This window comes from Segatella cerevisiae (genome assembly GCF_024054555.1).
In the GTDB taxonomy this organism is placed as follows: domain Bacteria; phylum Bacteroidota; class Bacteroidia; order Bacteroidales; family Bacteroidaceae; genus Prevotella; species Prevotella cerevisiae.
Map to the genome: position 1 here is coordinate 26,173 of NZ_JAMXLY010000004.1, position 14,068 is coordinate 40,240.

At 47.3% G+C, this 14,068-nt stretch carries 10 protein-coding genes and 1 tRNA gene; 5 read left to right on the plus strand and 6 right to left on the minus strand.

The genetic code is table 11. The features are described from left to right. Window positions 1–101: 101 nt before the first annotated feature. Complete coding sequence (gene spt, locus NG821_RS01810; RefSeq protein ID WP_252759952.1) at window positions 102–1,289, plus strand: serine palmitoyltransferase; 1,188 nt, start codon at window positions 102–104, stop codon at window positions 1,287–1,289. A 158-nt stretch (window positions 1,290–1,447) separates the two neighbouring features. Here spt and cdd read toward each other — a convergent pair whose 3' ends face one another. From cdd to NG821_RS01830, 4 genes are all read right to left on the minus strand, one after another. Beyond that, window positions 1,448–1,927 carry a cytidine deaminase gene (gene cdd, locus NG821_RS01815; RefSeq protein WP_252759953.1) on the minus strand — a complete coding sequence of 160 codons (480 nt, stop codon included), beginning with the start codon at window positions 1,925–1,927 and terminating at the stop codon, window positions 1,448–1,450. Window positions 1,928–2,142: 215 nt separating this feature from the next. Further along, window positions 2,143–2,216 (minus strand) — tRNA-Pro (locus NG821_RS01820). 183 nt (window positions 2,217–2,399) lie between these two features. After that, window positions 2,400–3,641 (minus strand): M64 family metallopeptidase, encoded by a 1,242-nt coding sequence (locus NG821_RS01825; RefSeq protein ID WP_252759954.1) that lies wholly within the window; start codon window positions 3,639–3,641, stop codon window positions 2,400–2,402. 42 nt (window positions 3,642–3,683) lie between these two features. Beyond that, the gene (locus NG821_RS01830) at window positions 3,684–4,601 is read right to left on the minus strand and encodes a glucosaminidase domain-containing protein (protein WP_252759955.1); all 918 of its coding nucleotides are present in this window, start codon (window positions 4,599–4,601) and stop codon (window positions 3,684–3,686) included. A 112-nt stretch (window positions 4,602–4,713) separates the two neighbouring features. Between NG821_RS01830 and NG821_RS01835 the strand changes: the two genes are divergently transcribed. Further along, window positions 4,714–5,100, plus strand: coding sequence for a 2-amino-4-hydroxy-6-hydroxymethyldihydropteridine diphosphokinase (locus NG821_RS01835; protein WP_252759956.1), 387 nt, complete (start codon window positions 4,714–4,716; stop codon window positions 5,098–5,100). A gap of 42 nt (window positions 5,101–5,142) precedes the next feature. On the opposite strand, the gene radA is transcribed toward NG821_RS01835, so the two are convergent. Next, window positions 5,143–6,573: a DNA repair protein RadA gene (gene radA, locus NG821_RS01840; RefSeq protein WP_252759957.1), complete on the minus strand. Its 1,431-nt coding sequence runs from the start codon at window positions 6,571–6,573 to the stop codon at window positions 5,143–5,145. Window positions 6,574–6,884: 311 nt separating this feature from the next. On the opposite strand from radA, the gene NG821_RS01845 reads away from it, so the two are divergent. Then, window positions 6,885–7,781: an ABC transporter substrate-binding protein gene (locus NG821_RS01845; protein WP_252759958.1), complete on the plus strand. Its 897-nt coding sequence runs from the start codon at window positions 6,885–6,887 to the stop codon at window positions 7,779–7,781. Then, entirely contained in the window at window positions 7,781–9,988 is a 2,208-nt protein-coding gene (locus NG821_RS01850; protein WP_252759959.1) for a tetratricopeptide repeat protein, read from the plus strand. Before NG821_RS01845 ends, NG821_RS01850 begins: the two co-directional genes overlap by 1 nt. A gap of 66 nt (window positions 9,989–10,054) precedes the next feature. On the opposite strand, the gene rho is transcribed toward NG821_RS01850, so the two are convergent. Further along, window positions 10,055–12,112, minus strand: coding sequence for a transcription termination factor Rho (rho, locus tag NG821_RS01855; RefSeq protein ID WP_252759960.1), 2,058 nt, complete (start codon window positions 12,110–12,112; stop codon window positions 10,055–10,057). A gap of 173 nt (window positions 12,113–12,285) precedes the next feature. On the opposite strand from rho, the gene NG821_RS01860 reads away from it, so the two are divergent. Continuing rightward, the gene (locus NG821_RS01860) at window positions 12,286–14,067 is read left to right on the plus strand and encodes an ABC-F family ATP-binding cassette domain-containing protein (RefSeq protein WP_252759961.1); all 1,782 of its coding nucleotides are present in this window, start codon (window positions 12,286–12,288) and stop codon (window positions 14,065–14,067) included. The last annotated feature ends 1 nt before the right edge of the window (window position 14,068 follow it).

A 14,068-nucleotide genomic window follows, 5' to 3' on the forward strand; every position in this document is an offset into this window, starting at 1 on the left:
TTCGCTAAAAGCCACATTTTTAGTGAAAAATATATTTTATAACTTCTTTTTTTGTATCTTTGCAGCGTTTAAAATGAAACCAAATTAGTTCACCTATTATAATGGGACAATTACAGGAAAGATATAAAAATTATCGTGAACCGCAAAGGTACATGCAAGAAGGTGTATATCCTTATTTTCGCGTCATAACGAGTAAACAGGGTACAGAAGTAGAAATGGGCGGACACAAAGTCTTGATGTTCGGCTCTAATGCTTATGCCGGTTTAACTGGTGACCAAAGAGTAATCGATGCTGCTAAAAGGGCATTGGATAAATATGGGTCCGGATGTGCGGGAAGCCGTTTCCTGAATGGAACATTGGATATTCATGTTCAGTTGGAGAAAGAACTTGCCGAATATGAGCATAAGGATGCTGCACTGAGCTTCTCTACGGGATTTTCAGTCAACCAAGGTGTCTTGGCCGTAGTCGTCGGGAAGGGTGATTATCTCATTTGTGATGAGCGTGATCATGCGAGTATTGTCGACGGACGTCGACTCTCCTTCGCCAAGCAACTTCATTATAAGCACAATGACATGGAGGATTTGGAGCGTGTGCTCAAAGCTCTCCCTCACGATGCCGTGAAGTTGATTGTCGTAGATGGCGTGTTTTCGATGGAGGGTGATCTGGCCAATCTGCCGGAGATCGTGAAGTTGAAGAAGAAATACAATTGTTCAATCATGGTCGATGAGGCACATGGTATCGGCGTCTTCGGAAAAGAAGGCCGTGGTGTCTGCGACTATTTCGGGGTGACAGATGATGTGGACCTGATCATGGGAACTTTTTCCAAGAGTCTGGCTTCCATCGGTGGTTTCATTGCTTCGGACAAGGATACGATCAACTTCCTCCGCCATAACGTGCGTACTTATATTTTCAGTGCCAGCAATACTCCTGCTGCAACGGCTGCAGCTATTGAGGCGCTTCACATCATCAGGACCGAACCTGAAAGACAGGAACGTCTCTGGGATGTGACCAAGTACGCTGTGAAACGTTTCCGCGAAGAAGGTTTCGAAATCGGGGATACCAACAGTCCTATTATCCCGCTGTATGTAAGGGATGACTATAAGACTTTCCTGGTTACAAAACTGGCTTTCGATAACGGTGTGTTCATCAACCCGGTCGTTCCGCCTGCTTGTGCACGACAGGATACGCTGGTGCGGTTCGCACTGATGGCTACGCATACCAAAGAACAGGTAGAGCGGGGCGTGCAGGTTTTGAAGAAGATCTTTGTAGAACAGGGCCTGATCAAATAATCAGGGTTCTTGTTAGATGATAAAAGACCGCCGGAATAATTGTTATTTCGGCGGTCTTTGCGTTAATGCCGTGAGTCTGTATTTTTAAGAGGATACCGTCAATCACTTGAGCTTTATCCGAGTGCTTCCGCGTTGATGTTGTGGTATCCCTTCACTTTTCATTTCATATTGCCATCTTCAAAAGAGAAGGGGAGCAGATCTTTCACGCTGTGAAATACCAGCACGCCTTCCGTGCCATAGAGCAGGATACGGACGGGATTCCCATAGCGTTCTTCCACTTCCAGAATGACTTGTCGGCATTGCCCGCATGGAGGGACAGGTTGTGCTAAAAGCCCTCGTGTGTTCTTGGCAGCGATGGCCAGTGCCACAATGCGATGCTGCGGGCATTGAGCCTGGGCGGCGAAAATGGCCGTACGCTCAGCACAGAGGCCAGAAGGGAAAGCCGCATTTTCCTGATTGGCACCGATGATCTCTTTGCCGTCATCCAGTCTTATGGCAGCTCCTACATGAAAGTGACTGTAGTGTGCATAACTGTTGGCCGTCGCCTCAATGGCAGAATGGATCAGATGTTGATCCTCGGGTGCCAATTCCGAGAGTTGTGCCAGTTGGTATGAAATAGAAAGACTTAAGTTTTTCATAAATAATCATTTTTATTCTATTTGTTGATATGGATATCCGGTATTTTGACCGCTTTAAAAGGCAATTACCGGAAAAGGTATGAATGTTGTCGATCAGGTCTGTAGCCTTTTATCACACATAGCGCCATGCCAGTGAAAGAAGGGCAGATCAGTTTTGCCTTAAGATGACGAAAGAGAGATAACTTAATCCTAAGTTATCTCTCTTCCCTCAACCGTCGGGGCGACAGGATTCGAACCTGCGACCACCTGGTCCCAAACCAGGAGCGCTACCGGGCTGCGCTACACCCCGAAACTTATGCTTGAGGACTCTTTCTCAAGCCGAGTGCAAAGGTAATACAATTATTTTGTCCGACCAAATTTTCAATGGATTTTTTATAGTCAGGTACGCCACAATACCTTTTTTACCTTCGAGTTGGAGCATACTCCAAGCCCGTTATCTGGAGACCTGAAAGACTGTCGCCCGACACTCGGACTATTTCGTATAGAAATCGATGAGACGGGTGATGGCCTGACGACAAACCGGACAGAACTCAGGGAAGGTATTCGTCCGCATCCTGCAATCCGGATATCCTCTGTAAACGCCTTTCAAGGAATAGCCTGCACCTTCATAAAAGCCGACCTTCTTGTCCTTCTTCCCGATGAGGTTTTCCCATTTGCCATGGAAATTGACTTTCGTGGTGATGTTCGGTTCCCAAGGCTCTACATCGTGAGGATACATGGGAATCTGTTCCTCTTCGTAGGCATACTCATCAGCAAGGCCCGCAAAAGAATGCCCGAATTCATGTACGACAACTGGTTTGAACCATTTGTTATGCGTTGTACTCAGATTGTAGGAATTGAGGATTCCGCCGCCACCGTATCTGTCGGTGTTGACCAATACGATGATATGCTCGTAAGGTGTCCCTGCGAGCCAGTTGTGGAGGTCTTCCAAGTGCAGTGTCGTCAGATACCGTTCACTGTAGAACGTGTCGAAATTGGAGTGCAGGGCTGTATTCTTCCAGATGCCTTTAGCCGGTTCACTGGTCCCGCTGTCTACTGACGGAGCTTCGACTGCAATGATGTTGAACCGGTCACGCAGGCTCTTGAAAGGTTCATGTGCGAAGAGTGCTTCCATTGCCGTTTTCACGTCGGCTATAAAGGTGGACATTTCCGATGGTTTGTAACCTTCAGAGATATACGCAATATGAATGCAACGTTCCGGGTGGGCAGCCTTTTGCAGAGTGACGTAAGGCGTCACATTCTGTTCTCCGGCATGTCTGATCAGAATGTCTTTCGGGTTGATTGTCGAGGTCAGCGATGCTGTGACTGCCCTGCGGTTGTCCATCAATTGGAGGGTGACATCTACCGTGTCTTTCGGAAAAGGCATCAGAAAGACATTTTCAAAACTCCTGGTTTCTGTTTTGGACATATCGTATGACAGCCATTCCTGAAACAGGGTAGAGAATGAATTGCGGTAGATGACCTGCCCGTTCTTGTGTGAGCGGACGATCAACTGTCCGTTACCTTCTACCGGTACTTCGGACAAGCGTTGGGTCTTACCGTACCATCCCGGTTCAGACAAGAGTTCGTCGACTGCGATGTCCTGGTGCTTCTGGTTGCCGGACAAGATATAGTCGATCCTTAATGTGCGATTTTCGAAATAGTCTTCGAACTTCTGTGCCTTTATGGAAAGGACAACTAGAAATGCCATGAAAAATACAACTGATCTTTTCATCCTTTAATCCCTCGTTCCTGTTTATTTAGTTGGTATCATATTTTATCTTACTTTCAGTTTGGCTCCCGGATAAATCTGGTACGTCGGAGAAAGAGAATTCAACTTATACAAGTTCTCCAACCGCATGCCGTAAGCCTGTGCAATGCTGTACATGCTCTCGCCCGGTTTGACGATGTGCGGGCGGTTCTTAAACTGTTTCGGCGCCTTTTTCTCTTTCTTCTTCAAGAATACAATATCGCCCTTGTGCAAGATATCATTCTTGTCACGCTCGTTGTACTTAGCCAATTTCTTCCACGATATGTCCACTTCCTTGCCTATGGACTTGAAGGTATCTCCTTCACGGGCAAACAAGTAGTAGTTGTTGTTGAAGCGGTGAATCGGATGCAGTTGCAACTCAGACTGTACGAGTTGGTCTTTTCCGCTATGCTGTGCCATGAAATGGTCATAGTGGCGGTCCTTGTCATACTGGTTGAGGCTATAGAGTTCGATGATCTGGATGAGCAGGTTGGCATAGTTGGGGTTAGTGGCATAGCCGCAATCCCTCAGGCCCTTAGCCCATCCGCGGTAATCCGTAATGTCGAGTCTGAAAAGGCTGGCATAGCGGGGTTGGTCATGAAGGAACTTGGAATGGTCTTCATAACTCTCCCTTGCATTGGAGTATACACGGAAACATTCTCCTTTGGCATCATCATCATGATATTGGGTGGGACCAGTCCAGTTATGGCATTTGATCCCGAAATGGTTGTTGCCTTCAGTAACTAATGAACTGAGTCCCCCACGGCTTTCCAAAACGCCTTGGGCGAGAGTGATACTGGCAGGTATATGGTAACGCAGCATCTGTTCAATGGCCAGATCCTTATATTGATTAATATAATTCTGAAATTGGGAATTCCATCTCAGTTGTGCCCCCGTTGGAATGACGAGGACCATCATGAGCAATAATGAAAATATTTTCTTCATGTAGTCACAGCTGATATCTTGATGCAAATTTAATAAAAAATATCACATATCCCGTACTCCGTCTGAAAATTTCACTATATTTGCACCGCCTTATGAGAAATTCAGAAGAAAAATGGAAGTTCTAACTCCGGTTATCCTTGCGTTGGGTTCCAATATGGAAACTGATGACATGTTCCTTCAAGCCCAGTCACGGCTCACACTGTTATTCGACCACAAAATCTTTTTTACTCGGGTTCTGATGACAGAGCCGATAGATTTCGGGAAGCGAAAGTTCAGGAATGCCTTGGCAGCAGCTTCAACACCCCTGTCTCTCCCTGAATTGCAACGCTCGTTGAAAGTGATAGAACGTTCCTGTGGCCGTACGCCCGAAGGAAAAGCACGGGGTGAGATCACGATAGATATTGATCTGCTCCTCTTCGGTCCGCAAAAGTTCCATTTCTCTGATTGGGACCGGCCGTATGTCAGGGAACTTATGAAGGAATTGCCGGTAGGTAAATAGAGGTGTTACATTTTTGACCATTTACCGCTCGTCTCCTTTATTTCAACCGAAGAGAGCTTTCAAGGCTTCCTCCACCTTTCTGACAGGAACAATCGTTATCTGATATTTCCCCGTTTGCAGTCCCTTCATATTATATTTAGGGATGATGATATGACTGAATCCGAGTTTTTCAGCTTCAGCCACGCGTTGGTCGATGCGGCTGACCGGTCTGACCTCTCCACTGAGTCCCACTTCTCCCGCCATGCACCATCCTGATTCGATGGCAATATCCAAGTTGCTTGAGAGGACTGCAGCGATGACACTCAGGTCGATAGCGAGGTCAGTGACCCGAAGTCCTCCGGCAATATTCAGGAAAACATCTTTCAGCATGAGTTTGAATCCGACCCTCTTTTCCAGGACCGCCAGCAGCATGTTCAGACGCCTTTGGTCAAAACCTGTGGCACTGCGCTGCGGTGTTCCGTAGGCAGCACTGGAGACCAGTGCCTGTGTTTCCACGAGAAAAGGTCTCACACCTTCTATTGCCGCAGTTATAGCCACACCGGAAAGACCGTCATGGTCTTCGGAAAGGAGGAGTTCGGAAGGGTTGCTGACCGGTTTCAGTCCATTCTGCTCCATTTCGTAGATTCCTAATTCAGACGTACTTCCGAATCGGTTTTTCGTGCTCCTCAGAATCCGGTACATATAGTGTGCGTCACCTTCAAACTGGATGACGGTATCGACGATATGCTCCAGAATCTTAGGTCCTGCCAGCGTACCTTCTTTATTGATATGTCCGATGAGGATGACTGGAATGCCACTGACCTTTGCCAGACGGAAAAACAGGGAAGCCGATTCCCTGACTTGGGAAATGCTTCCGGGACTGCTCTCGGTCCGCTCCGTAGACATGGTCTGTATGGAATCGATGATGATCAGGTCAGGTTTGTCCGTCTTGACATATTCCAGAATCTTTTCCACAGACGTCTCACAAAGGATCGAGATATTCGATCCTGCAGCTTCTCTTTCTGCGCTTTTCATGCTGGATGCCAGTCGGTCAGCTCTGAGTTTGATCTGATGGGTGCTTTCCTCTCCGCTGACATAGAGGACGTGGTGTTCAGGCATATTCAGGATAGTCTGAAGAGTAAGCGTACTTTTCCCTATGCCGGGTTCGCCTCCCAGAAGAACGATGCTTCCGGGGACGAGTCCGCCACCCAGTACACGGTTGAATTCGGCGTCGTGCATATCCATTCGTGGATCATCCTGAGCCGAAATGTCCCGGAGTTTGACAGGTTTCCCTACGCCTGAAGGAAGGCCGTCAAAAAGAGCCGAGACCTGATCGGCCCCGGAAAGTGAGTTTTGTGAACTGCTTCCCCCGTCAGCGGGGATCCGTATCTGTTTGAAGGTATTCCATTCTCCGCAATTGGGGCATCTGCCCATCCATTTAGAGGACTCTTGCCCGCAATTGCTGCATACGTAAGCGATCTTGTCTTTTGCCATACCGATGCTTTTTCAAGTTTACAAAGTTACAAAGTTTTTCCGGATTTGCAGTACTGTTTGATTGGAATTCCCCGATTTATCATCAGGATCAGCGTTGCGGGCAAATTGAGAAAGTCGGATTTCAACAAAAGGTCCGTGTGTATTGATGACCATTCCATGCTTCCCGCGAAAGGACATTCTTGAATTGTGAGCAGAGGTATGGAAAAACTTTTCCGGTTCGGAATCAGCCTCCGGGATGCGGTCTGTTTATGCTTCCTAAATTTTACGGATATATTTGACAGAACCAAAATAAATACGTAATTTTGCAAGTAATGAAAAAGATCATATCAGTGTTAGCTGTCGGGATATTCTTCATTTTAGTCTCATGCGGTAATTCGTATAATGAGAACCGGCGGCTTTCAAGGGCTGAAAAGGCAAGGCTGGACAGTATTGACCAGGCTGCTTTCAAGGTGGGAGTCATGCCTACCTTGGACTGTCTGCCGGTGTATGTCGCTTATGAGGATAGTCTCTTCAAGACTTGTGGTGTTCGGGTCCATTTGAAATATTTCACAGCTCAGATGGACTGTGATACGGCTTTGATTAACAGGCGAGTGCAGATCTCTATCTCTGACCTGATCAGGGCCGAGCGTCTGCGCAAGCGGGGAGTGGCACTCAGTTATCCGATAGCCACAAATACCTATTGGCAACTCGTCACCAATCGTTTGGCCCGTATTCGGGAACTTCATCAGTTGAGTGACAAGATGATAGCCTGTACCCGTTTTTCGGCCACTGATCTGTTGGCAGACATTGCGATCAAGCGAGGACACCCGCGGTACAATGTCTACAAGATCCAGATCAATGACGTGAAAATCCGACTGGAGATGCTCATCAACAATGAGATGGATGCGATGCTCCTCACAGAGCCGCAAGCTACAAAAGCCCGCCTTTTGGGCAGTCCTGTCCTTTTGGACAGTAGGGACATGGGATTCCATCTGGGGGTATTCGCCTTCAGGGAAGCCGATCTGCCCGAACGGAGCCAACAGTTGTCGGCTTTTCTGAAAGCCTATGACCAGGCTGTGGACAGCATTAACAAGCATGGCCTTCAATTTTACGGTTCTCTCATTACCAAATATTGCGGCAGTGATCCTCAGACCATCAAAGCTTTACCTTCACTGGTATTCACACATGCACAATCCCCTCGAAGACGGGATATAGAAAGGGCTAGATAATGAATGATTCAATACTGAATGAATTATTGAATAACGAGATCGGACATGAACAGAATTTAGGCAAGTCAATCAGGAAATTTGAGCAGTATCTGTCTGAAAATCCTGACGCGCTGATCGGCAGCCGGCTTGAAGAAATCAAAAATGATTACTCTTTGATGCTGGACTATCTGCACCGGGGCTTTCATGATCCGCAACAAGACAAGATATACAGGGAACTTCTGGATCGCCTTTTCGTACTGGTCCAGGATGTGGAACTCCATGAGAAAATCGACCATGTGGTCAGTTACCGGGAGGCGTATCATCGAGTCAGCCGGATCCATTTCTCCCAGGATTCTGTCAGGGAAACCTTGGAAGGCTATGTCACGGAGATGGCCATGGTGAGTTTGGAACCCGAGGAAACCAGGCACGATAAGATGCTGGCGATCCAAAACAAGCACTATCACCAGATGAGCCTTCTCTTTGATGCCATCCTGGTCAGCGAACAATGGCATGAAGGAGATATGACGTTCTACGCCCAACTGATCCTCTCTCCGACGATTGACATCATCGATGCCCAGTTTTTGGTGAGTGCCATCATCCTGGCATGCATCAATATCTTTGATGTCCGCAAACTGGAGACCCTTGCACGGGTACTGAAAGGCGCACAAGACGAGCATCTGCGGCAGAAAGCATTGGTAGGGTGGGTGTTTGCCATGAATGGCACATCTGACCTCTTCCCCCGTCAACAGGAGTTGGCCGATGAACTCACCCGAGATGAGAGTTTGTGCCGTGAATTGCTGGAGTTGCAGGAGCAATATTTCTATTGCATCAGTACGGACAGGGATGTCCAGAAGATACAGGATGATATCATGCCGAACCTCATGAAAGGAAACCACTTCAATATCACCCGATTCGGCATGACGGAAACGGAGGACGATCCCATGAACGATGTCCTTCATCCCGAGGATGAAGACAAGACCGCTGAAGACGTGGAAAAGGGGATCCAGCAGATTTCCGATATGGAAAAGCAAGGGTCTGATATCTATTTCGGCGGGTTTTCACAAATGAAGCGTTTCCCCTTTTTCTATACCCTCAGCAACTGGTTCGTACCGTTCTATCTGGGGCATCCTGCACTGGAATCCGTTCGGAAGAAACTGGGGGAGAACAAGTTCCTGCAGATTCTTTTCAACAGCGGTCCTTTCTGTGACAGCGACAAATACAGTTTTGCCCTGGCCATGGGATCAATCATTGACAAGATCCCGGATAGTGTGAAAGAGATGTTGAACTCCGGGGAGGCTGTCTTGGGACCTGTGGCATCAAATATAGACAAAGAGAGCACGACTTTCCTCCGGAGGAGTTATCTTCAGGACCTTTACCGTTTTTTCAGACTCTATCCCTATCGCCAGGATTTCAGGAATCCCTTTGAGAATTTCAGTCCTGTGAGTGGCGGACCGGGGTTCTTTTTCACCAGTTCACTGTTTCTGAAAACACCTTTGAAGAAATATGTGTTGAGTCTGGCGCGCTTCCTCTCCAAACAGGGGTATCCGCAATTGGAATACCGGTTGCTCAATGCCTATGCCTCCAGCAGTGAAGGGACAACAGAACCTTTTGTCTTTCTCCGTGGATGCAATGCCTTGCACATGGGACGTTACACTCAGGCCCACGACTATTTCTCCGAAGCTCTCCGCATGAACCCGGATGACCTGGCTGCCTTAAAGGGTTTGGCAAAGTCTTGTCTGATGGCTAACCTGATGGATGAGGCCGAGAAAGCTTATCAGCGGTTGGTCGTCGCTTTCCCCAGCAAACAGATTTACCAGATCAATCTCTGCATCGCCCGGATCAGCAATGGGAAATATGAGGAAGCCATCAATGAATTGTACAAACTCGATCTGGATAATCCGGGGAGCCGTGATATTCATCGGGTGTTGGCATGGGCTCTCCTCTGTCAGGGGAAAGTGGAGCAGGCTGATAAAGAATACCGGAAACTTCTGGAGATGAAATCACCAGATCCTGATGATTACCTTAATGCCGGATATTGCAAATGGATGCAACTCAAGGTTGAGGATGCCGTAAAACTTTTCAAGACTTTCATGACCATCGCTGATTTCAATCCTTCAGTGGATCGGGTGACGGAACTGGAAAGGCAGATGAAAGTAGATCAGAAATTTCTGAATGACCACGGTTTTACAGATACAGATATTAAATTGATGTGTGATTTGTGCGCATAAAATCTTAAAAAAGATTTTATGCCACTCACACGAGTTCATTTGCCAAAAGGCAAATGAACTCAGATACTAAGAATTCATCGACAACAAGAACTCCTCATTGTCACGCGTATGGATCATGCGGTCACGGATTGTATTCATGGCCTCTATCGGATTCATGTCACTGATATATTTGCGGAGGATCCACATGCGATCAAGCGTTGTCTTGTCGAGCAGCAGGTCGTCTCTACGCGTACTTGAAGCAACCAGATTGACAGCAGGGAAGATACGTTTGTTGGACAGAGAACGGTCGAGTTGCAGTTCCATATTTCCCGTACCTTTGAATTCCTCAAAGATGACCTCGTCCATTTTACTTCCGGTATCTATCAAGGCTGTGGCGATGATGGTCAGGGAGCCTCCTCCTTCTATATTCCGGGCTGCACCGAAGAACCGTTTCGGTTTTTGCAGGGCATTGGCATCGACACCACCCGTGAGGACTTTTCCGGATGCAGGTGCCACAGTATTATAGGCCCGTGCGAGACGGGTAATGGAATCGAGGAAGATGACAACATCGTGTCCACATTCCACCATTCTCTTGGCTTTCTCGAGGACGATACCAGCTATCTTGACGTGCCGTTCTGCCGGTTCATCAAATGTAGAGGCGATGACTTCAGCATTGACAGTACGTGCCATATCCGTCACTTCCTCAGGCCGCTCGTCGATGAGCAGCATCATCAGGTAGGCTTCAGGGTGATTGGCTGCGATGGCGTTGGCGATATTTTTCATCAGGATCGTCTTACCGGTCTTCGGTTGTGCCACGATGAGTGCACGCTGTCCTTTGCCTATAGGTGAGAAGAGGTCGACAACCCGTGTACTCAGATCAGTCGTGGCCTTGTCTCCGCAAAGATTGAATTTCTCGTCAGGGAACAGAGGGGTGAGGTGCTCGAAGGGAATCCTGTCACGGATCTCACTCGGCTGGCGGCCATTGATCTCGTCAATGGATGTGAGGGGGAAGTATTTCTCACCGTCATGTGGCGGCCGTACATGGCAGTTGATGACATCACCGGTCTTCAAGCCATAGCGTCTGATGAAGTTCTGAGCGACATAGATGTCGTCCGGTGAAGAAAGGTAATTATAATCACTGGAACGCAGGAATCCATAACTGTCAGGCATCACTTCCAGCACACCTGTAGAGGTGATCAAGTCAGTAAAGTCATAGTTGGCTGCCGGTTCTGCCGGTTTAGCGACGACAGGTTGATAGGTCCTGGGCTGAGGTGTTGTGGGGCGGTCAAACATATCAAAAGAAGGTACCGCACCCTGATCTTCTATCGGGAGGTCTACAACGGTGATAAAGTCAGTTCCGTCTCCGGGATCTCCTTCCCAGACACCTTCAGCTTCAGTATTGTGTTGTTCCATTTTTTCTTCTACTTTCTCGTTGTGAGCATTCATCTTTGCCTGTAATTGGGCAATGAGTTGACTGTCTTTATGATCATCTTCTTTGTTATTGTGTACTTCAGATGAGAAAGCAGCTTCAGGGATCACATTTTCCGGACGGACATCCGGTGTCTCTTCCTGTTTTAAAACATCTGTAGCTTTATTCAGTGCGTTTTCTATCTTGGATTCAGGTAAAAGGGCTTGAGCTTTAGGAGTTTCGGCCGTGTCTTCCGTTTTTTCGGGAACTTCGGGAACCTCCTGAACCGGTTTGTCTTCTTTTTGACTCATGACCGCTTTTGCTGCAGCGATGGCTTCCAACTCCGCCTTGCTTTTACGTCCCCGATGCTTGGGGAGGCTGGCTAGGAAATCAGCGGCTGCCTTTATGTTGTCAGGGGATTGGGAAGTTTCCTGATCCTGAATATCCTGGAAGAGTTTTTGGTCTTCCGGTCCTTTTATTTTATTTTTCATCACATCAAAATTCTCCCCTTCTTTTCCTTTTACTGAATAGACCCGATCATCATGCTTGGTGATGCGGATGCGCCTGCGCCTTATTCCAAGGGGATTTTTCTCTCCCTCTTCGGCTGCCTGCTGATCGAGGATGGCATAGACTATCTGTTCCGCGCTATCGCCGGAAGTGTAATCCGCGCCAATTTTTTGGGCAATATCCTCAAGTTCTGAGATATTTTTCGATAATAACTCGTCTTTGCTATACATTATACATTTATGTATAAAAGTTCTGTTGAAAAAGCGTTTCAACGAATGGAAACGCTGTGTTCTTTTGAAATCGAATGCAAAGGTAGCTAAAAATATCTTTTCAGCCAAATTTTAAATCTGTTTTTTTGTATTCTCCTTTATTTCCAGTACCTTTGTCTGTAAATAAGAAAAATATGGCAAAAGAAAGACCTTATCTTGATGTACAGAATTTGACAAAACGTTTTGGAGCACGGCTGCTTTTCAAGGATATTTCCTTTTCCATAGCTGAGGGACAGAAGGTGGGATTGATCGCCAGGAACGGTACCGGCAAGTCGACGCTGATGTCTATGATTTGCGGAAAAGAAGGTATAGACAGCGGGGATGTGATTTTCAGAAATGACTTGAGGGTTGGTTATCTGGAACAGTCGCCTCAATTTGATCCTGAAGATACGGTTTTGGACAGTTGTTTTAACCATCATGGCGACCCGGCTAAGGTCCTCAAGGCTAAACAGATTCTGACACAGTTGAGAATAGGGGATATGCAGCAACCTATGGGACAGTTGAGCGGTGGCCAGCAAAAGCGGGTAGCGCTTGCCAATGTGCTGATCATGGAACCGGATCTCTTCCTTCTCGATGAACCGACGAACCATTTGGACCTGGATATGATCGTGTGGCTGGAGAAGTTTTTTGAGAGGGGCAACAAGACGCTTTTGATGGTTACGCATGACCGTTATTTTCTGGATCGTGTGTGCAATTCCATCATCGAACTGGATGACCAGCAGCTCTATACTTATCGCGGCAATTATAGTTACTATCTGGAGAAGCGGCAGGAACGGATGGACCAGACCCAAGCTGAAATACAGCATGCCAGGAATTTATACCGAAAGGAATTAGACTGGATGCGGCGGATGCCTCAGGCCCGTGGCCATAAGGCCCGTTATCGGGAAGAGGCTTTCTACGACCTGCAGAAAGTCGCTCAGAAAAAGATGGAAGACCGTCAGATGCGACTGATGGCTTCTCATGTCTATATCGGCAGTAAGATATTCGAGAGTCAGTATGTCTCGAAAAAATGGGGCGACAAGGTCATCCTCAATGATTTCTATTACAATTTCTCCCGATTTGAGAAAATGGGCATCGTGGGGAATAACGGGACGGGAAAATCCACATTCATCAAAATGCTACTCGGACTTGTTCCCCCTGACAAGGGCCGTTTTGATATCGGGGAGACCGTGCGGTTCGGCTATTTTGCCCAGGAAGGGATGAAATTTGACCGGCAACAACGGGTCATCGATGTCATTTCCGGTATTTCAGATGACATCGACTTAGGTGGGGGACGGCATATGAGCGCTACCCAGTTCCTGCAGTATTTCCTTTTCACACCTCAGGAACAATATGATTATGTTTACAAACTTTCCGGTGGACAGAGGCGTAAACTGTATCTCTGTTCTGTCCTGATGAAGAACCCTAACTTCCTGGTTCTGGACGAACCTACAAATGATTTGGATATCCAGACGCTTCAGGTTTTGGAGGAGTATCTTCAGGATTTCCCCGGTTGTGTGATCATTGTCAGCCACGACAGGTATTTCATGGATAAGGTGGTGGACCATCTGCTGGTTTTCAAAGGCAATGGCGTGATCGAGGACTTCCCTGGAAACTATACCCAATACAGGGAATGGAGCGAACTCCAGTCGGAGAAGGATGAGAAACCTAAAACGGAAGCACGGCCCCATGAAAAGAGCGAGCATCATCACCAGGATACCCGCAAGATGACCTTTAAGGAGCAACGGGAATTTGAAAACCTTTCTAAGGAAATCAAGGCTTTGGAAACTGAACAGAAACAATTGGAAACCGATCTTTGCAGTGGCAAACTGTCGGTGGCGGATTTGACGGAAAAGAGCAAGCGACTCCCTCAACTGAAGGATGAGTTAGATACTAAAAGCATGCGCTGGCTGGAACTGAGCGAACTCAAATCCTGAG